General features: G+C 70.2%; 20 protein-coding genes and 3 pseudogenes. 8 read left to right on the plus strand and 15 right to left on the minus strand.

Features of this window, described 5'->3' with window-relative positions; genetic code table 11:
* The first annotated feature begins 4 nt into the window (after positions 1-4).
* Positions 5-1,240, plus strand: a complete 1,236-nt coding sequence (locus ACIBH3_RS30230) for an SPFH domain-containing protein (protein ID WP_396315296.1) — start codon at positions 5-7, stop codon at positions 1,238-1,240.
* A gap of 323 nt (positions 1,241-1,563) precedes the next feature.
* Complete coding sequence (locus ACIBH3_RS30235; protein ID WP_396315297.1) at positions 1,564-2,001, plus strand: hypothetical protein; 438 nt, start codon at positions 1,564-1,566, stop codon at positions 1,999-2,001.
* Positions 2,002-2,097: 96 nt separating this feature from the next.
* Here ACIBH3_RS30235 and ACIBH3_RS30240 read toward each other — a convergent pair whose 3' ends face one another.
* Together ACIBH3_RS30240 and ACIBH3_RS30245 are read right to left on the minus strand one after the other, a co-directional pair.
* Positions 2,098-2,502 (minus strand): hypothetical protein, encoded by a 405-nt coding sequence (locus tag ACIBH3_RS30240; protein WP_396315298.1) that lies wholly within the window; start codon positions 2,500-2,502, stop codon positions 2,098-2,100.
* Between the two features lie 232 nt (positions 2,503-2,734).
* Positions 2,735-2,962: a hypothetical protein gene (locus ACIBH3_RS30245; protein ID WP_209415310.1), complete on the minus strand. Its 228-nt coding sequence runs from the start codon at positions 2,960-2,962 to the stop codon at positions 2,735-2,737.
* A 504-nt stretch (positions 2,963-3,466) separates the two neighbouring features.
* Here ACIBH3_RS30245 and ACIBH3_RS30250 point away from each other — a divergent pair.
* From ACIBH3_RS30250 to ACIBH3_RS30260, 3 genes are all read left to right on the plus strand, one after another.
* Entirely contained in the window at positions 3,467-3,670 is a 204-nt protein-coding gene (locus ACIBH3_RS30250) for a cold-shock protein (protein WP_030918248.1), read from the plus strand.
* A gap of 367 nt (positions 3,671-4,037) precedes the next feature.
* Positions 4,038-5,579: a DEAD/DEAH box helicase gene (locus ACIBH3_RS30255; protein WP_396315299.1), complete on the plus strand. Its 1,542-nt coding sequence runs from the start codon at positions 4,038-4,040 to the stop codon at positions 5,577-5,579.
* A gap of 159 nt (positions 5,580-5,738) precedes the next feature.
* Positions 5,739-6,119, plus strand: a complete 381-nt coding sequence (locus ACIBH3_RS30260; protein ID WP_396315300.1) for a CBS domain-containing protein — start codon at positions 5,739-5,741, stop codon at positions 6,117-6,119.
* Between the two features lie 285 nt (positions 6,120-6,404).
* On the opposite strand, the gene ACIBH3_RS30265 is transcribed toward ACIBH3_RS30260, so the two are convergent.
* Complete coding sequence (locus ACIBH3_RS30265) at positions 6,405-6,686, minus strand: MerR family transcriptional regulator (protein WP_209415364.1); 282 nt, start codon at positions 6,684-6,686, stop codon at positions 6,405-6,407.
* 1,178 nt (positions 6,687-7,864) lie between these two features.
* Here ACIBH3_RS30265 and ACIBH3_RS30270 point away from each other — a divergent pair.
* Positions 7,865-8,089 carry a hypothetical protein gene (locus tag ACIBH3_RS30270; RefSeq protein WP_396315301.1) on the plus strand — a complete coding sequence of 75 codons (225 nt, stop codon included), beginning with the start codon at positions 7,865-7,867 and terminating at the stop codon, positions 8,087-8,089.
* Between the two features lie 27 nt (positions 8,090-8,116).
* Here the strand turns inward: ACIBH3_RS30270 and ACIBH3_RS30275 are convergent, their stop codons facing one another.
* From ACIBH3_RS30275 to ACIBH3_RS30310, 8 genes and pseudogenes are all read right to left on the minus strand, one after another.
* Positions 8,117-8,398, minus strand: a complete 282-nt coding sequence (locus ACIBH3_RS30275) for a hypothetical protein (protein WP_396315302.1) — start codon at positions 8,396-8,398, stop codon at positions 8,117-8,119.
* A 1,193-nt stretch (positions 8,399-9,591) separates the two neighbouring features.
* Positions 9,592-10,173: a serine hydrolase domain-containing protein gene (locus ACIBH3_RS30280; RefSeq protein WP_396315303.1), complete on the minus strand. Its 582-nt coding sequence runs from the start codon at positions 10,171-10,173 to the stop codon at positions 9,592-9,594.
* 61 nt (positions 10,174-10,234) lie between these two features.
* A pseudogene (locus tag ACIBH3_RS30285) lies at positions 10,235-10,477 on the minus strand (serine hydrolase); the annotation flags it as partial.
* 111 nt (positions 10,478-10,588) lie between these two features.
* Entirely contained in the window at positions 10,589-10,933 is a 345-nt protein-coding gene (locus ACIBH3_RS30290; protein WP_396315304.1) for a hypothetical protein, read from the minus strand.
* Between the two features lie 72 nt (positions 10,934-11,005).
* Positions 11,006-12,400, minus strand: coding sequence for an IS256 family transposase (locus tag ACIBH3_RS30295; RefSeq protein WP_396315305.1), 1,395 nt, complete (start codon positions 12,398-12,400; stop codon positions 11,006-11,008).
* Between the two features lie 138 nt (positions 12,401-12,538).
* Positions 12,539-12,691: a hypothetical protein gene (locus tag ACIBH3_RS30300; protein ID WP_396315306.1), complete on the minus strand. Its 153-nt coding sequence runs from the start codon at positions 12,689-12,691 to the stop codon at positions 12,539-12,541.
* A gap of 215 nt (positions 12,692-12,906) precedes the next feature.
* Positions 12,907-13,302: an Imm50 family immunity protein gene (locus ACIBH3_RS30305; protein ID WP_396315307.1), complete on the minus strand. Its 396-nt coding sequence runs from the start codon at positions 13,300-13,302 to the stop codon at positions 12,907-12,909.
* Entirely contained in the window at positions 13,295-13,807 is a 513-nt protein-coding gene (locus ACIBH3_RS30310; RefSeq protein WP_396315308.1) for an Imm50 family immunity protein, read from the minus strand. Before ACIBH3_RS30310 ends, ACIBH3_RS30305 begins: the two co-directional genes overlap by 8 nt.
* A 559-nt stretch (positions 13,808-14,366) precedes the next feature.
* On the opposite strand from ACIBH3_RS30310, the gene ACIBH3_RS30315 reads away from it, so the two are divergent.
* Both ACIBH3_RS30315 and ACIBH3_RS30320 read left to right on the plus strand, forming a co-directional pair.
* Positions 14,367-14,858, plus strand: a complete 492-nt coding sequence (locus ACIBH3_RS30315; protein WP_396315309.1) for a DUF5994 family protein — start codon at positions 14,367-14,369, stop codon at positions 14,856-14,858.
* 54 nt (positions 14,859-14,912) lie between these two features.
* On the plus strand, positions 14,913-15,158 hold the full coding sequence (locus tag ACIBH3_RS30320) for a hypothetical protein (RefSeq protein WP_396315310.1): 246 nt from the start codon (positions 14,913-14,915) through the stop codon (positions 15,156-15,158).
* A gap of 57 nt (positions 15,159-15,215) precedes the next feature.
* Here the strand turns inward: ACIBH3_RS30320 and ACIBH3_RS30325 are convergent, their stop codons facing one another.
* From ACIBH3_RS30325 to ACIBH3_RS30340, 4 genes and pseudogenes are all read right to left on the minus strand, one after another.
* Positions 15,216-15,383: a hypothetical protein gene (locus tag ACIBH3_RS30325; RefSeq protein ID WP_396315311.1), complete on the minus strand. Its 168-nt coding sequence runs from the start codon at positions 15,381-15,383 to the stop codon at positions 15,216-15,218.
* Between the two features lie 30 nt (positions 15,384-15,413).
* Positions 15,414-15,761 (minus strand): annotated as a pseudogene (locus ACIBH3_RS30330) (PRC-barrel domain-containing protein).
* A gap of 694 nt (positions 15,762-16,455) precedes the next feature.
* Complete coding sequence (locus ACIBH3_RS30335) at positions 16,456-16,935, minus strand: DUF5994 family protein (protein ID WP_396315312.1); 480 nt, start codon at positions 16,933-16,935, stop codon at positions 16,456-16,458.
* Between the two features lie 216 nt (positions 16,936-17,151).
* Positions 17,152-17,351: pseudogene (locus tag ACIBH3_RS30340) on the minus strand (serine/threonine-protein phosphatase); the annotation flags it as partial.

Raw genomic sequence — 17,351 nt, forward strand, 5'->3', positions numbered from 1 at the left:
CGTCATGTTGTTCTGGCACGTGCCCGCGCCCAACGAGGCCATGCTCATCTCCGGTTCCAAGCGGCAGTCGCAGGACACCCAGTTCCGGATCGTCACGGGCCACGGGAGCTTCGTCGTTCCCGTCAAGCAGAAGGCCCGCATGCTGTCCCTGGCCCTGCAGGAGGCGGAGATCGCCGAGGACTGCGTCACCCAGCAGGGCATCCGGCTCACCGTCCGCGCGGTCTGTGTCTTCAAGGTCGGCGACGACGCCGTGTCGATCGCCAACGCGGCCCGGCGCTTCCTGTCCGAGCAGAACCAGATGCAGGAACTGGTCGGACGGATATTCGCAGGCCACCTGCGCTCCATCATCGGTGGGCTGACCGTGGAACAGATCATCAGGGAACGCAGCCGGGTCGCCCAGGAAGTCATGGCGGGCAGTCACGGCGAGATGGAGAAGCTCGGCATCGTGGTGGACGCCCTGCAGATCCAGGAGATCGAGGACGCCACCGGCTACATCAACAACCTCGCCGCGCCGCACGCGGCGGCGGTGGCCAGTCAGGCCCGGATCGCCCAGGCCAAGGCCGACCAGGAGGCGAGCGAACGGGAGCAGCAGGCCGCCGCGCTCAAGGCCGAGTACGAGCGGGACACCGCGATCAAGCGGGCCGGCTTCCTCGCGGAGACCGAGCAGTCCAGGGCGCGCGCCGCCCAGGCCGGGCCGCTCGCCGAGGCACGGGCCACCCAGGAGGTCACCGAGGAACAGACCGCCCTCGCGCAGCGCAATGCGGCGCTCACGGCGCAGCGGCTGGAGGCGGAGGTGCGGCGCCCCGCCGACGCCGAGGCCTACCGGAAGCGGACGCTGGCCGAGGCGGACCGCGACCGGGTGAAGTTCGAGGCCGACGCCGGCGCCTACACCGAACGGACCCTGGCCCAGGCCCAGGCGGACGCCAACGCCGCCCGCGCGGCGTCACTCCGGGACGGCAACCAGGAGCTGATCGCGGCCAACAGGATCGTGGAGGCCCTCCCCGCACTCGCCGACGCGGCGGCCCGGGGCATGGCGGGCGCCGATCTGACCGTCCTGAACGGCACCGACGGGGTGAACCAGATCGCGGCCGGCATCGCCAGCCAGGGGCTGGCCATCCTACGGTCCCTCCAGCACTCCGCGGCGCCCACAGCGACTTCGACGGCTTCGACGACCGGCGCATCGGCCGCCGACCCGAACGTCAACGGCCGCCCCACGCCCCGGCTCCCCGAACGGAGCTGACCCGGACACTCCGCCGCGAGAGTCGTCGAGGACAGCTCGCAGTGAGCCGGCCATGCTGGGCACGGTCAGCGCGGCCGCCCCGATGCCCGCCCCGATGACGGTCTGTTCGCCGACGCGGTGAGGAGGTCCACGATGAGGCGCCCGAGCATGCGTGTGGATATGGGCCGGGCGACGCCGGGCGTCCGGCTTTCGCGCGGCGGGCAGAACGGGGGCGCCACCGAGCGGTGGCGCCCCCGTTCGCTTGCGGTCGGGACTCAGACCGAAGCAGTGACGGTGGGTCCGGGGCGGAAGCCGGCTGCGTCGTCCATGACGATGCCGGCCTGGTGGACCTGCGGGACGATCACCCCGGCCTGCGCGGGGGCGGACAGGAGGAGCGCGGCGCCGAGCTGCTGCTGCGCGCGGCCGCTCTGGCGTACTACGCCCACGACCTTGACCGGATAAGGCAGTTGGCCGAAGCGGCACTGCGGCAGGGCTTCGACCTGCGGGCCGCACTGCTGCTCGGCACCGCCCTGGGCGAGCTCGGCCGCGCCGACGAGGCGGTGGCCGTACTGGCCCCGGCCGTGGATGAGGTGGCCGACACCGACCTGGAAGCCACCGCGATGGTCCTCGCATGGAACTGCTTCTACGGCTCGCAGGGGCTTGCCGCGGCTCAGGAATGGCTGGCCCGGGCAGCGGCCCGGGGAGGACCCGGGCTCCGCTGTTCGCTGGGCGCGCACGATAGTGACGCGTGCCGATGCTGGCCTGGCAGGATCGGCTCGTGATGAAAACCTCGGTGACTATGCGCGGCTTCCCGGGCCTCACGCGCCTGGGCCGCGGCCATGGCGACCACGGGCTTGTCGTCGGCCGCACGCTGGGCGCTACACGGCGGCGACCTGACGTGCCGACCGGCTGCGCCGCGGTGCGGAGCAGGTGGGAGCGGCCGGGAGGGTCGGGGCAGTGCCCGGATCGTGTGGGCAGGCGGTGACGAGCAGGTCGTCGCCGAGGGCGGTGACGGTGAAGCCCGCATCGCCGAGGACCTCCGACAGGGCCAGCATGAGCGCGGTCCGGATGCCGCGGAACTCGGTGCGCCCGGCGGCGTGGTCGGGATGCGGGCAGGCGTGGAGGGTGGGTCCGATCAGGTCCTCACCCGGCCGCCATCCCAGTACGAGGCCGGTCCTCGGACGCAGTCGGACGGAGAGTCCGGCTGCCTGCGGCGGTGCCGGCTCGAACCCTCGGCGGGAGAGCACTTCGCAGACGGACTCAAACAGATGTTTGTCATCCACGCGCGGAGTTTATCGCCCTGCCCACCCCGCGGTCGGCCATCGGTGACGAGGTGTCACGTACTGTTCAAGTTTGTCGCCGGTGCGGCCCGGGACGGGATCGGGGGTGCCTGTTCGACCTGGTTGGGTGCGCGCTCCTGGACGGCGGACCGGCGCGATGATCCAGGGGCGCGCGGCGGTGTCTCCGCGCCATGCGCGGTGCGGCGCGCTCGGCCGAGAACGCGTGAGTCCTGGGTCAGAGTTTGAACATGGCGGCGTAGGGCTGGGTGATGCGTTCCCGCCGCGATCCGAAGTCGACGAGTACCGCGATGTCGCTGTCGCCTTCCACGCCGATGGCCCGGCCGAGGCCGTACTGGTCGTGAGTGACGCGGTCGCCGACGGCGAAGTGCTTGCGCGGTGCTTCGATCCGGGCCTTGAAGGGGCTGGTGGGCAGGACGCGGCGGACTGCTGCAGATTTCGTCATTCCCTGCAGTATGCGCCGGAAATCGCGAGAGCAGGTCCTTCCGGCGCATTCAATTTCGGAGTTCGACAGGAATGCCGCGTGCGCTGTCCAGCGGGCCCCTGGATGGCGCCGGCGGGCGTGGCGCTTCGCTGTTCGCGGCCAGGGCAGGCGCTCCGCGCCCGAGTCGGCCGCCCTCTCCATCCCTGGAGTCGGCGGCGCCGACAGGGCGGGAGGCATGCTCAACGAGGCTGCTCTCCATGTGTGTTGATGGTCCCGGTGCCTCGCGATCGGCGGTCCTGGGGAAGGGGCCTCGCGGAACGGGGAGTGAAATTCCGCCCGTGGCGGGCTGGGGCCTGCTAGAGTCGTTTTAGTTGCAGTAGTGGTTCCCATGAACTTTGTGTGCGCCTGCTGATGTATCGCAGGCGCCTTTTTGTTTCCCGGCTCTTCCCCGGGTGGGTGCTCATCGCGGCGACTCGAAACGCGCGCTGTGCGGGTTTCGGACAGCCCCTTGAAGGAGATTTCTTTATGGCTAATGGCACTGTGAAGTGGTTCAACGCGGAAAAGGGCTTCGGCTTCATCGAGCAGGAGGGTGGCGGTCCTGACGTGTTCGCCCACTACTCGAACATCAACGCCAACGGCTTCCGTGAGCTGCTCGAGGGCCAGAAGGTCGAGTTCGACGTCACGCAGGGTCAGAAGGGCCCGCAGGCCGAGAACATTCGTCCGCTGTAGTTTCTGCCACGGCACCCGCCTGGTAGCGAGGGGCCCGCACCGCGTACATGATGCCCGGTGCGAGCCCCTCGGCATTGCTCCACCACGCATTCCCCGGCCGTTCAGGCCCCCTGGCTCCGCCACCGGCGGCCATCCCCACGCGAGACGCCCAGCGCCGCGTCCGGATCGGCGCCCTGCCGTGACATCCCACGGTTCGAGGATCTTCGCTCCCGCCCTCCGCGGTGAGCGTCGACCTGAGGTGACGTGCCGCACGGTTTCACCGTCCACGCCCCGCTCCCCATACTTTCGGCCCGTTCCCGGGCGATCTCCTGCCGGCGCCCCGCGCTGCGGAGTCGCCTCGCGACGTGCCGTCCCAGGAAGGTTTCGCATGAACCGCTCCAGTCGCTCCCCGTACCAGAACACCAACTCCCGTTCCTCGGCCTCCGCCCGCTCCTACGGATCCCGCTCCGGCGGCAGCTCCTTCTACGGCGACCGGCCCGCCGGCGGCCGGAGCTTCCGTCAGGGCTCGTCCGCTCAGGGCGAGTTCGCGATGCCGGTGAGCACCACCCCGGCGCTGCCGGCCGTCGAGGCGTTCGGCGAGATGGACATGCCGAAGGCGCTGCTGTCGGTGCTGACCCGCCAGGGCGTCACCACGCCGTTCCCGATCCAGGCCGCCACGCTGCCGAACTCGCTCGCCGGCCGTGACGTCCTGGGGCGTGGCCGTACCGGCTCCGGCAAGACCATCGCGTTCGGTCTCGCCGTGTTGGCCCGCACCGCCGGGCAGAAGGCCGAGCCGCGCCGGCCGCTGGCCCTGGTGCTGGTTCCCACCCGTGAGCTCGCGCAGCAGGTCACCGATGCCCTCACCCCGTTCGCCCACGCGGTTCGGCTGCGGATGGCGACGGTGGTGGGCGGAATGTCGATCGGACGCCAGGCGCAGGCGCTGAACCGGGGGGCGGAGGTCGTGGTGGCCACCCCGGGCCGGCTCAAGGACCTGATCCAGCGGGGCGACTGCCAGCTGGACGGGGTCGGCATCACGGTGCTCGACGAGGCCGACCAGATGGCCGACATGGGCTTCCTGCCGCAGGTCACCGAACTCCTCGCCCAGGTCGCCGAGGGCTGCCAGACGATGCTGTTCTCCGCGACCCTGGACCGCAACGTCGACCGCCTGGTGCGGCGCTTCCTGAAGGATCCGGTCACGCACTCGGTTGACCCGTCGGCGGGTGCGGTCAGCACCATGGAGCACCACGTGCTGCACGTGCAGAACTTCGACAAGAACGCCACGATCGCCCACATCGCCTCCCGTGACGGCGGGGTGATCATGTTCATCGACACCAAGCACGGCGCGGACCGCCTGGTGGAGGACCTCCTCGCGAACGGGGTGAAGGCCGCGGCCCTGCACGGCGGCAAGTCCCAGCCCCAGCGCACCCGCACCCTGGAGCAGTTCCGCAACGGCCAGGTCACCGCGCTGATCGCGACCAACGTCGCCGCACGCGGCATCCACGTCGACGGGCTCGACCTGGTCGTCAACCTGGACCCGCCCAGCGACCACAAGGACTACCTGCACCGCGGCGGGCGCACCGCCCGCGCGGGGGAGTCCGGCACCGTCGTCACGCTGGTGCTGCCCAACCAGCGCCGCGAGATGGCCCGCATGATGACCACGGCCGCCATCACCCCCGTCACCACCCGGGTCAGCGCCGGCGACGAGGAACTGGCCCGCATCACCGGCGCCCGCGTGCCCACCGGCATCCCCACCGTGATCGCGGCCCCCGTCGTCGAACGCCCCCGCCGCAGCGCGTCCACGAGCCGCGGCCGCCGCAGCCGCCCCGCCTACGCGGGAGCCGACGCCCGCGCAACCGCCACGGGCCGCGACAACCAGGGCTCCTCCGGCCGCCGCCGCCGGGCACCCCGCCGCGTCGCCCTCGCCGCCTAGCGCGTACGTGGGGGCCCGGACTGCCGCCGCAGTCCGGGCCCCCACCACCCACCAAGCGCAGAGCAGTCTCGGCCCGCTCCGGCACACCCGCCGGCCGTCCCACCGCCAGTGCCCTGACTACCGCCGGCCCCGGCGGTGGATACGCGAAGGAGTCTGCCCATGACCATCACCCTCGAACGCCCCGCGACCACCGCCACGGTCGGCGACCTCATGAAATGTCCGGAGCTGCAGATCAGCGACGACGTCATGGTCGACATGGCGATGGACATCCTGCAGAGCTCCGGCGTCGACCACCTCCTGGTCCGCGACGACGACGGCCGCTGCGCGGGGCTGCTGACCCGCCTGCACCTGGCGCCGTTCCAGACCCGCTCCCGGTGCACCGAGCGCACCCCGGTGCGCGACATCGTCCTCGACCGGGCCCCGTTCGCCACCGCCGACATGCCCGCCGCCACTGCGGCCGCCGCCATGCGTTCCCGCGGCCTGGCCGTGTGGCCGGTGGTGGACCACGACGGCCACGCCATCGGCCTACTCAGCTTCTAGGCCCGGCGCGTCGGCGCCGACGCGCCGGCCATCGCGGTATCCGCCCGCAGCGCGCTTCGCCCCTACCAGCGGATGCGCCGGGCCGGTGCGGCCTCACGCGAACCTGGAATCCCCCTGCGCGGAAGCGGTCTGCGTGGTCCGCGCCGTGAGGCAGGGTGTCGGGCGGCCGGGCCGGTGGAGAAGGGTCGGCCGGCGAACCGGAACCGAGGGGCTCGTGTCCCGGGCGGCCTGCGGTGAGCACCTGCTGATCACCGCGGGCCGGTTTCGTCGGCCTGGATGGCTGGGTCAGGTGTCGGCGGAGGGTTCCTGGCCGTGTTGGGAGCGGCGGAGCTGCTCGTTGATGCGCAGGGCTTCCTCGAGTTGGTCTTCGAGGATGATGATGCGGCAGGCGGCGTCGATGGCGGTGCCCTGGTCGACGAGGTCGCGGGCGCGCATCGCGATCCGAAGCTGGTAACGGGAGTAGCGGCGGTGACCGCCGTCGGAGCGCAGGGGGGTGATGAGGCCCTGCTCGCCGAGCGAGCGCAGGAAGCCGGGGGTGGTGCCGGTCATCTCGGCGGCGCGGCCCATGGTGTAGGCGGGGTAGTCGTCATCGTCGAACGAGCTGACGGCGTCGGGGGTGTGGGGTCGGATGGTTGCCGTGGTCACTGCACCTCTTCTTGTTGTTGTGTCCGGGGACGCGCTGAGGGGCCCCGGGGCCGTTGCGGCTCCCGGGGCCCCGAAGGGTTTTACACCATCTGTCGGCCTGTGGCCGACTTCCTCATGTCCGCCTCGCCCCGGGGGAGGGGGCGTGCGGGGATCGCGTATGCGTGACCGGAAACCACCGTCCTTGCCTTGGGGTCTTCGGAATCCGCCCGGGTGATGCCTCACGGGCCGGGCGATCCTGATGGCGCTCTGTCCCCTCCGTTCATCCTCTGTGCTGACCGGTTACTGCGAACTGCGGGTACTTCCACTACCGGGTATTGCGACCTGCTCGGAACTGCGGTGCTGCTGGTACTGCGAACTGCGTGATAGTGCCAACTACCCGGTGCTGCTGTGGCGGTCCTGGTGGTCCGCCGGTTCCGGCAGCCAGCCCCGTCGCCCGTCCTGCTCAACCGCTCGGCTTGGAACCCCACTGCCGGACTCCCAGCACGCGCGCCCGCAGTCTTGGGCGCCTTCACTGGGATACCGCGTACTGCGACTGCCGGTACTGCGCAACTCAACTTCACCTGCTGGTAATGCACTTACCGAACTGCGGTACCGCTCGGTGGTGGCCCCTGATACCTGCGGGCCGCCCGGCCCGGTCGCCAGTCCCGTCGCCGTCCTGCACCTGCTGTGGCTCCGGAACTCCGCTACCGCGCCGTCTTTTGTGTCACCTTCTTCACGCCCACCTGCCCGGCGCGTCTTTTGAACTGCGGTACTGCTGGGCGGCGGCCCCTGATACCTGCGGGCCGCCCGGCCCGGCCACCGGTCCTGTCGCCTTACTGCACCATCCCTGGCTTCAGGGCCCTGCAACCGTGCCGACCTGCGAACTTCTTTCTTGCTGCCCGCCAGTTCGTGTCTGGCGGGTACCGCATGACCTCGTCTACGAGAGAAACACTAACCACAGTGTGCGGCAATGTCTACTCCGACGGGCATAGATTTTGCGGTGTCGGTCGGGGAGGTAGTCTTCGCCCCGCGCAGGGCGGGGCGGCCGGTCGCCGCAGCCGCGCCAGGACGGAGGACGCCGCGTCCGGCGGCCACGACGACGAACGAACGGGAGGCGAGCGGTGGAAGGGCAGCAGGCCGCGCGGCAGGTGCGCACCCCCGAAACCGATACCCAGGTGTCGCTGGCGGCGGCCATCGCCGAAGCTGTCCGCGACCGCGACGAGCGGGTCCTGCGCCGGCTTCTGGCCCGCTTCGCCGAGCAGGCCGCCCTCACCGACCTGCCCGCCCTGCGCGACGCCATCGACACCACCGGGCAGCACGGCGACCGCCCGCCGGGAACCCGTTAGGCCGAGCCGGCCCGCCGCGCTCCCGGATCAGAAGGCGCGGGCGGCGGCGTCGCAGGTCAGGCAGACGTACCCGGCCCAGCGCGGCGGATACCAGCCCTGTCCGGGCCGCTGCGGGCTCCACCGGTCGACCACCATGGACGAGGTGTCCATTCCGCACGCGGTCAGCGCCCCCGGGCCGCCGGTGGCCTTCGGCTCCGATGGTGCGGCGTGTACCCGCCGCACCGACATGGCATCGACCTGGTCGTCGCCGATCCCCAGGACGAGGGTGTCCAGCGGCTCGACCAGTTCCAGCAGAACCACGATGCCCATGGGTCAACCGTGCGCGCGCCCGGCCGCGAACGCGACCGCACCGGGGCGCGGGGTGGTCGGCGGTGGACCACGCCGGCCACCCCGCGCGCGGCTCGCCGCGCCGAGGTGGCGTTCATCGGTGTCACTGAGGGGCGCCCCGGGGCGGCGCACCAAGGCCCGGTGTGCGGAGGAAGGGGGTCCCGGTCGCGCCCCGGGGTCAGGCGGTGATGGCCTCGCGTTCGGCCTTGGCCGTGATGGTGATCTCGTGGGGGTGGGCCTTCTCGCACAGTTCGAGAACTTCCTCCAAGGCGCTCTCCAGAACTGGAGCGACCTACCTTCTCCGCCGTCGGCCCAGACAAGGGCTAGCCGGTGGTGCGCGGTGGCGGCCTGGGCGAGCAGGACCTGGGCTGCCGCGCGGTCGCCGATGTCCGCAGAGGTGACCATCACGGCCAGCAGCACGCCGAGGGTGTCGCCCCCCTCGTCTCTCCGTACCCTCCCGGTGCGGCACCATCGCAGCAGCCACCGCTCCCCCGTGTCCAGGAACCGGCGGTCCACGTCACTCCGCACCATCCGGGTGCGGCACCATCGCAGCTGCGCCGTGACGCGGCTGATGTTCTATTCCTCGGCTGCCGCTCCGCTCCCATCTCGGCGCGGCACCACTACAGCGAGATCGGCGAGTACGACCTGATGATTTCTGGGAGCGGAACCTGGCTCGCAGGCCTCTCCGGTGATCGTTCCGGTGCGACCACCATGCGATCACCATCGACGGGGCGTGCTCGTTGAGCTGCGGCGGCCCCTTAACCCCGGGTATTCAGTGATCAAGCTTGTATGAGCTGACTGAACGACAGAAGGTGCCGCTGAGCTGCAAGGATGTGAGTGTCTAGGTCATATCCAGCAGTGATTCAGGGGCACCTTCTTGGTGACGAAGCATATCGGGTGGGATGAGCGGCTGTCGGTGAAGGCCGACGGCAAGGGGCTGGTCGGGCATGCCGGGGCAGCGCTGCTGCGCAAGTGCGCCGACCGGGTCGGGCTGACCTCGGCGTTGGGCCGGGTGCTGCCGCGGGGTCTGGGTGCGGGCTGGCTGGACCGGAGCGTGGTCGTCGTGGACCTGGACGCCACGATCATCACCTCCGCGTCCAAGAAGGGGCACGCCGCGGCACGGTCCGACAGCGGACCCCGGTCGCTTCAGCTCTCTCCACCCCCAGTCATTTCAGTCAGGCCGTGGGCTGGGTCGATCCGGCCTGCTCGGGGCGGAACACCGCCTTGATGAGCCGGTCCAGGGCCTTCGGGAACTCCTGTGCCGGGTCGGTGGCGGTGTCCCCGGTGGTCAGGCCGGCGGTCAGGGTCCTGCGGCCGTCGGGGGTGCTGATCATCAGTGCTCCGAAGCCGCCCGGGGCGCCGCCGTTGTGGTGGACGACGGTGCCGTGGTCCGGGCCCAGGTCCTGAACGAACAGCCCGAGGCCGTAGCCGAGCATCCCGTGCGGCTTGCGCATCTCGTCCAGCAGCGGGGCGGGCAGGATCTCGCCGCCCAGCAGTGCGGAGAGGAAGGTGTGGAGGTCCTGGGTGGTGGAGATCATGTCGCCGGCACCGACCAGCAGGGAGAGGTTCTGGCGGGTGACGTCGGCCACGTTCCACTGCTCGGCGTCCTGGTAGCGGTAGTAGCCGTGGGCGTGCGGCTCGGGGAGTTCCGGGGAGGTGCCGGGTACCGCGGTGTCCCGCAGCCCGAGCGGCTCCAGGATCCGTCGCTGCATCTCCTCGGCGTACGGGAGGCCGCTGATTTCCTCGATCAGCAGCACGGGCCGCCGTGTAGTTGGTGTTGGAGTAGCTCTGGTCCGTCCCCGGCTCGAACCGCGCCGGCTTGGAGAGCGCGAACTGCACCAGTTCCTCCGGCCGGTAGCTGTGGAAGCGGTTGTCCACCCGCGCCTGTCCGGCCGCGGGGAGCCCCGGCACGAACGTCCCGTCGGGGTCGAGGTCACCGGTGTAGCTGGCCAACCCGCTGGTGTGCTGCAGCAGCATCCACACGGTGATCCGCTCGTCCGGCCCGAACTGGGGCAGGTGGTCGGCCACCGGGGTGTCCAATGCGGTCTCGCCGTCGGCCACCAGCTGCAGGATCAGGGTTGCGACGAAGGTCCGGGCGGTCCTGCCCGGCAGTGGCCTGCGACAGGACGAGCTCGTCCTGGTGGGTGGGGGTGACGGACATGGGAGCAATTGTCAAGATCTGTGGATGCGTTCCTCCGGAGTGTTTCGGGTGACGTCGGTGGTGGGGCCGTGGCCGTCTGACGCGGAGCTCCTCGTGGCGGCCGAGGCTCGCTGACGGATCCAGGTGACGACGGCGTCCATGTCGACGGGGCCGGTGGTGTCGACATGGAGCGTGGTGCTGATGTGCAGGGGTTCGGCGGTGTGCTGCCAGTGCCCCCACTCGGCGTCGGTCAGCAGTTCGCCGTGAATCGGATGCCGCGGATGGCGGTCTTCGAAGCGGCGGCGGGCGATCTCCACGGGGACATGGCACCAGATCTCCAGCGGCTGCTGGAGATCTGCGTGTTGAAGGCCCTGCATGACGAAGTGCCGGGAGTCCTTCGGCCAGCAGGACTCCCGGACCGCACCGCCGGGGGCTTGTGCGAGCAGGACTCACATGGTCTCGCTGGCCGCCGCGCCGAGGGCGGCGTTCCAGCGCCGCTGCGGCCCGCCGTGCGGCGGTTCGGTGCCCAGGACGTCGGCGTGGGCCTCCTTGATCGTGTCCTTGCTGAACAGCGGCAGCCCCATGCGCTGCGACAGGGCACGAGCCAGGGTTGTCTTGCCGGCACCGGGCAGTCCGTTGACCAGGACGACGAGAGGTCGGGTCATGCCGCGACCGCCTCTGCGCGCTCGACGAGCAGGCCTCGTTCGAAGCGGGCTCCGGCGCGGACAAGCGGGACCAGGTGGGCGCCGTTGACGGCCCGCCAGCGGGCCTGAGCGGACTCGATCAGCTTGAAGACCACGGCCAGCCCGGCCGCGCGGCTGCCGGCGCCCCGGGTGACCTTGGTCCGGTGGCGGACGGTGGCGGACGGTGGCGAAGGTCGATTCGATCGGGTTGGTGGTCCGTAGGTGGATCCAGTGCTCGGCGGGGTAGTCGTAGAAGGTCAGCAGCACGTCTTCATCGTTGGTGATCTTCGCGACGGCCTTGGGGAACTTCGCCCCGTAGAGCTTGGCGAACGTGCGGATCGCCGCGCTGGCGAGGTTCTTGTCCTCGGCGTTGTAGATGTCCTGGATCGCCTTCTTCGCCGCGGGCTGGGCGGACTTGGGCAGTGCGTCGAGGACGTTGGCGGTCTTGTGCACCCAGCAGCGTTGCTCGGCCGTGTCGGGGAGGACCTCCCGCCGGGCCTTCCAGAACCCGAGCGCGCCGTCGCCGACCGCCAGGACAGGGGCGCGCATGCCCCGGCGGGCGCAGTCACGCATCAGTGCCGCCCACGCCTCGGCCGACTCGCGGTAGCCGTCGTCCAGGGCGATGAGCTCCTTGGCGCCGTCGGCCCGCACGCCGATGAGGACGAGCACGGCGGCCTTGGCCTCCTCCAGCCGTATGCGCAGGTGGACCCCGTCGGCCCACACGTAGACGTAGTCCGTCGCGGACAAGTCGCGATCCATGAACGCCTGGTGGTCCGCCTGCCACTGCGTGGTCAGCCGGGTGACGGTGGCCGGCGACAGTCCGGCCGAGCTGCCCAGGAACTGCTCCATCGCTGGCACGAAGTCGCCGGTGGACAGGCCGTGCAGGTAGAGCAGCGGCAGTACCTCCGCGATCTTCGGGGACTTGCGGCACCACGCGGCAGGAACGCCGACGAGAACCATTTGCGCTCGCCCGTCGCCTCGTCGACGCGCTTGTCGTTGACCCGGGGCGCCTTCACCTCGACCACCCCGGCCGACGTGGTCACCTTCCGCGGCTGGTGGTGGCCGTTGCGGACCACCAGGCGGGCGGCCCGCCTCGTCGCGCTCGTTGGTCAACTCGGCTATATAGGAGTCGACTTCGGCCTCCAGCGTGGCGGCCAGCATCCGCCGCGCTCCTTCACGGACGATCTAGTCCAACAGGGAGCCGTCTCGCGTCGACCCATCGGTGTTGACTACGGTGAGCACGGGCGTGCCTTCCCGGCCGACGCTGCAACGTCGGCCTACTCGGTGACCTTCAATCGATCACTCGGGAAGGTGCGCCTCCCGAAGCCGATCCACAGGTCCTGAGCATTGCTCGTTGGCCCCGATCACCACCACCTTCATCGACAGCCGGCGCTCCAGCGCGGGGGCGACCAGCGGGGCGACCACACCGCCGACTGCGGCGACGCCGAACATCACGCCGATCGCGGCGGACGACTGTCGACCTTGCGATACGACAGCATCGCCGCTTTCATGGCAGGACTCTCCTGATGGATAGTCAGGGTGGTCGTCGGGTATCGCTGAGCTGGGACGTTGTGGCTCGCCGATGCTCTGGAGGAGCGTCCGAGGCCCGCACCTCTCGGGTGACTCGATATCGGGTGGCTGGCGATTGCACCGATTTGCTGGTGACGTCACTGCGCACTACTGGCCAACCGCCCGACTGGAGCCTGTGCGTGGATCTCGCCTGCCTCGAAGGACACTCGCTTTCCCGGGCCGGCGAGCACGACGGATGTCCCGTCGAGAGTGACGGCAGTGATGGGGTCGGTGGACCACCCGTCCACCGCAAGGTTCTCCACGTGAGTGCAGACCAGGAAGAACTCGACCGCGTTGTGTCCTTGCGCGTGCCATAGGGCAGCGGCTCCGGCTGGGACGGCGAAGGCGAAGAACCCCAAGGTGACGGACGCTTCGCGTTCGTCGATGTGGACTGAGATCAGGGCGTAGTCGGTCAGCGGCGGCGGGGGCGTGCCAAGGACCTCGCGGAGCGTCTCGGGATTGGCCACCTCGCAAGACCAGTCTCGGTCAGTCATAGAACGCCTTCCTGGTCGTGGGTGGCAGCACCCGGTGCAGATGCCGATCGACTCGGCTCTCGAACCAGCGCTGAGCGGTATAGGGGTCCGCGTCGCCGGAGCGATACGCGTTGAGATGGCTGGCCTTGAGAGCGGCGTATGCGGTGAATGCCAGCGAGAATCCTGGTCCGCGCACCGCAACCCCGATCCGGCGCTCGTGGACCTGGACGAGGGGGCTGAACTCGACGTCGACCACGGCGCGGTCGGGAACACCCCGCATCCGTAGATCCTCGCCGACAGCCATGAACTCGATCTGGGCCTCGAACCGGTCGCAGCCCGCCTCGGTCCAGGCCACGGGAGCGAGGTCCGGAAAGTGCGGAAGCTCCACTCGCAACTTCACAGCGGGTCCGTAGGGGCTCAGGTGGACCGACCTGAGGACCAGGCTGTCCAAGGGGGGCGGCTCGGTATAGAGCGCGGTCAACCGCTCGGAGCGGACCAAGAGCTCCGACCACGTGTCGGCTGACATGGATGGGATCCTCTGCTCTGGGTACCAGGCGCCCGGCGAGGCCGGCCCGTTCATCGTCCAAGGGGCGGCACGAGACCTGGAAAGCGCCCCTGAACTGGGATGATAGGGCTTGTCGAAGGTCCGGTTACACCGCCGAGCACGAAGCACGTTCCAGATGAAGAAGCGTAGCGGTCCCATCCGCGCGTCCGGATATCGGGTGGCGGATCAGCGGTGGTCTCGCTGGCCGACGGGGTGCTGCTCAACGCCGTCCCGCAGGCCCAGTACCGGGCCTCGGCGCTGCACTCGCCCGCCACGATGCCGAGCCGCTCGATGACGTGGCGACGCTCTGATCACGCGCGCCGAGTCGGCAAGCAGTGCACCGACGTGGCGCTGTTGCCGGTCCGGTCGGTTCGGACCTGCACGGATCGCGGCGGGAGCTAGACCGGCCGACCCCTACGCGGGCGGACTGGAGACCACGACGACCGGCCGGAGTACGGTGGGGACACCGGGGGCGGTGCGGATGTCGGCTGTCCTCGGTGGTGAGTGGGCTCTTCCCGGGTCTGTAGATGGGTGGCGGGCCATGGCGGATGAATCCGACACACCGTTCCCGGCGCTCCTGCGGGACCGGTTCCGCGAGTCGGCGAAATTGGGTTCGGTTCTGCTGAGGCCGGAGACGACGCGGTCGCGCGAGGGGACGCACGATGGCGTGTGGTGGCCTCGTTCCCGTGACGTCGGTGCCGAGCTGCCCGGCCTGGTCACTGGGCTGACCGAGCACGTGGGCCCTGTCACGAGCCTCGGCCTGGATACGGACGCGTGGGACGACGTCCCGGCCCGTCTGGTCGTCGACGGCCGGTCCGTGCACACCAACTGGTACCCGGTCGGTGATGACACGGTGATCATCGCGCGGGGTGACCGCGATCATTTCACGCTGCTCGTCATCCCTCCGCAAGCAAGCCTCGACGCGGCCCACGCCGTCATGGCGCGGACGGTCGAGGCCGGCGGCACCGACTCGGCGCGGCGGATCCCCATCGCCACTGGCATCAGCTCCGAGCCTTCCGGCGAATCGTTCTGACCGATGCGCCACCCATACGAGTTGTGCGGGTGGCAGGAAAGGCATGGTGGAGACATGTCCGTCTACGTGAAACTCTCGGTCGAGGCCCGGTCGCCGTCCGAGCCGTCCAAGGGGCCGTTGGACATGCAGTACCAGGACGTCCCCGGCGGCCTCACGTACGAGTACGACCTGCACCCGAGCGGAGCGCTGCGGATCCTGCGCGTCTTCGAAGACAGTCCGCACGCGGTCGAGGCTTGCTTCAGCCCCGGGGCGTGGCTCGAGGCCGCGGGCACCTATCTGCGAAGCGGTTCCGAGTACTGATCCGCAGGTCCTGCTGGCGCGACCCCCGCCGAGTGCCACCCGGCGGGGCGGGGGGTTTCAGCGGCTGGGGCGGCGACCGCCGTGGCGGAACCGGACGGCGGAGATGGTCATGGCGACCGCCAGCACGACGACGCCGATGAAGAGCAGGTAGAGCACGCCCTTGACGACGACACCCAAGATTCCGAGCACGAGCGCCACGATGATCAGGAGCAACACCAGTGCCATCTCCGGCCTCCTTCGTGGCCTGTGGGGGGCCTACCGGCGTTCACCGCTCGTGCCCGGCGGGTAGTCCAGCTCGAAGTGGGCGAAGAGAGGGCTGCCTCGTCCTCGGCAGGCAGCTCGCTCTCGGTGCCGATCGCCGGCGCATGCTTGACCTGGCTCTCGGCGTGGGCGACCTGCAGATCGCCGGGTCCGCCCCTGGCACCGGCGAAGGGGACGAGCACAAGGCGGCGACGCGTGGGCAGTCCGACCGTGACGGTGGCGAACGACGGCTGGTCGGTCGCGGTGTCCCACGTCGACGGACTCCAGCGTGCTGATCTCGTGTCCGTTGTTGTCGACCACGTCGTGGCCGCGCCATTCCCGGATGTCCCCTGCTTCGAACACCAGCAACCTCCGACGTCTGTGGGCGTTTCCCATCGTCCCACCATGGCGACCGCCGCACCCGCTCGGTGCGCTGGCCAGGCAAATCGTTGTGACCGCTGGCCCGGGCTGCGGTGCAGGCGGAAGTCCATCGGTCGCCGTCAGCCTGCTGGGGCCATAAGGTCGTGATCTGGGGACTGATCGTCGCCACAGGAGGCCAGGATGCGGCACTACCGGTGGACTCTCGAGACCCAGGACGACGCCGGCCGCTGGTCCCAGCAGGACGGTGCGCCCATGCCGAACCCCCTGGAATACGACGGGTCGCCCCAGCGGGCGGCAAACCACCTGCGAGACGTGTTCGTACGCACGCTCTCCCGGCCCGCTCCCGGCCCTCGGGCGATCAAGGTCCGTGTCTGGGAGGGACGACACTCGGTGGGCGAGCCCCAGGCCGCCGAGACCGAGTGGTCACGTGAGTAGTCGGACCGGCCACAGCCGGTAGGGTGCGCTCGCCTCGCCTCGCCTCGCCGCGTCACCGGCCCCTGCACAGGATGTCCCTCCGCGGGGCGGATCCGGGGATCCGGTGCGGGGCTGCCGAGGAGCAGGGCTTCATGGGGCCAGGCGGCGGCACAGTTGGTCTGGCACACCACCGCCTCAACCCGCCACGAACCGAGTCGGAGCCGACGGCGAACCGCGTGGTGCTGTTCGCCGGTGGCTGGCGTTACCCGCCCGCCTGCGGCCGGTCTGTCGTCGGAACACCTGCGGCTGTCAGGAGGTCGGTGCCGGTGCGCGTGTTGGCCGGGTCGGACGCCGTTGTCATCAGCCACCCGGCGGCGGAGGCCTCGGCGTCGGGGGGAATCACCAGGAGCTCCAGGCGCAGAGGGATGAAGGAGCACACCATCACCTCGTCCGCGTCCTGCTCCTGTTCGAACCATCCGACGTGGATGACGTGGCCTGCGACCGGGACCCGCTGGGGGATGACCGGCCAGTGCGTCGGATTCACGGTGACTCGGGTGATCCGCCCCCACTTGAGGTCCAGCGCTGCCGCCAGCGGGGGAAGTTCACGTAGGAGGTCGTGCGAGTGGGGCCACCAGGCCCCGTCCAGCCGGCCGGGGGTGGCGCCCTCGGGTGTCAGCGAGAGTCGGACCGGTGGTTCCGGCCCCGGTGGCTGGCCGGCGGCGGGATCGAAGGTCGCGGTCATGTCGAACACCTACCCCGGGCTGTTTCTGGACGACCAGGTGCTGCAGTCGGGCTGCCCCAAGCAATCCGCATGCCGCCGATGGTGAGCACTTTCACCGTACTCCGGGCAGGGCTAGGGCCAAGGCCCGCCCGGGTGGCAGTACGCCGGCGTCCCTCAAGGTTGCCGGAGACGGCCAATTTCAAAGGTGCGCTCCCCCGAGCAGGTCTGCACCCTGCTCTACAGCTCGGGGCTGGCGAGGTGGTCGGCGGTGCCACCGCGCCACTCGACCAGGAAGAGGCTCGCGTCATCGGTTGTGGTTCCGCCCCGCTCTTGCATCAGGGCGTGGGAGAGGCCCCGCACCATCTCCTGCACGCCTCCACCGGCGGGTCCGACACGCTCGATGGTGGCGATCAGGCGTTCCTCGCCGAACTGCTCCC

Origin of the sequence: Kitasatospora sp. NPDC050543, from assembly GCF_044457565.1 — a bacterium.
Lineage (GTDB): Bacteria > Actinomycetota > Actinomycetes > Streptomycetales > Streptomycetaceae > Kitasatospora.

Coding starts and splice junctions, on each gene's coding strand:
- ACIBH3_RS30310 (WP_396315308.1), bottom strand. CDS start 13,807: ATGTCAGCCGACACGTGGTCGGAGCTCTTGGTCCGCTCCGAGCGGTTG.
- ACIBH3_RS30305 (WP_396315307.1), bottom strand. CDS start 13,302: ATGACTGACCGAGACTGGTCTTGCGAGGTGGCCAATCCCGAGACGCTC.
- ACIBH3_RS30315 (WP_396315309.1), top strand. CDS start 14,367: ATGGCGGATGAATCCGACACACCGTTCCCGGCGCTCCTGCGGGACCGG.
- ACIBH3_RS30335 (WP_396315312.1), bottom strand. CDS start 16,935: ATGACCGCGACCTTCGATCCCGCCGCCGGCCAGCCACCGGGGCCGGAA.
- ACIBH3_RS30275 (WP_396315302.1), bottom strand. CDS start 8,398: ATGGGCATCGTGGTTCTGCTGGAACTGGTCGAGCCGCTGGACACCCTC.
- ACIBH3_RS30245 (WP_209415310.1), bottom strand. CDS start 2,962: ATGACGAAATCTGCAGCAGTCCGCCGCGTCCTGCCCACCAGCCCCTTC.
- ACIBH3_RS30255 (WP_396315299.1), top strand. CDS start 4,038: ATGAACCGCTCCAGTCGCTCCCCGTACCAGAACACCAACTCCCGTTCC.
- ACIBH3_RS30300 (WP_396315306.1), bottom strand. CDS start 12,691: ATGTTCGGCGTCGCCGCAGTCGGCGGTGTGGTCGCCCCGCTGGTCGCC.
- ACIBH3_RS30230 (WP_396315296.1), top strand. CDS start 5: ATGTTGTTCTGGCACGTGCCCGCGCCCAACGAGGCCATGCTCATCTCC.
- ACIBH3_RS30320 (WP_396315310.1), top strand. CDS start 14,913: ATGTCCGTCTACGTGAAACTCTCGGTCGAGGCCCGGTCGCCGTCCGAG.
- ACIBH3_RS30295 (WP_396315305.1), bottom strand. CDS start 12,400: ATGCTGGCCGCCACGCTGGAGGCCGAAGTCGACTCCTATATAGCCGAG.
- ACIBH3_RS30265 (WP_209415364.1), bottom strand. CDS start 6,686: ATGGGCCGCGCCGCCGAGATGACCGGCACCACCCCCGGCTTCCTGCGC.
- ACIBH3_RS30250 (WP_030918248.1), top strand. CDS start 3,467: ATGGCTAATGGCACTGTGAAGTGGTTCAACGCGGAAAAGGGCTTCGGC.
- ACIBH3_RS30290 (WP_396315304.1), bottom strand. CDS start 10,933: ATGCAGGGCCTTCAACACGCAGATCTCCAGCAGCCGCTGGAGATCTGG.
- ACIBH3_RS30325 (WP_396315311.1), bottom strand. CDS start 15,383: ATGGCACTGGTGTTGCTCCTGATCATCGTGGCGCTCGTGCTCGGAATC.
- ACIBH3_RS30260 (WP_396315300.1), top strand. CDS start 5,739: ATGACCATCACCCTCGAACGCCCCGCGACCACCGCCACGGTCGGCGAC.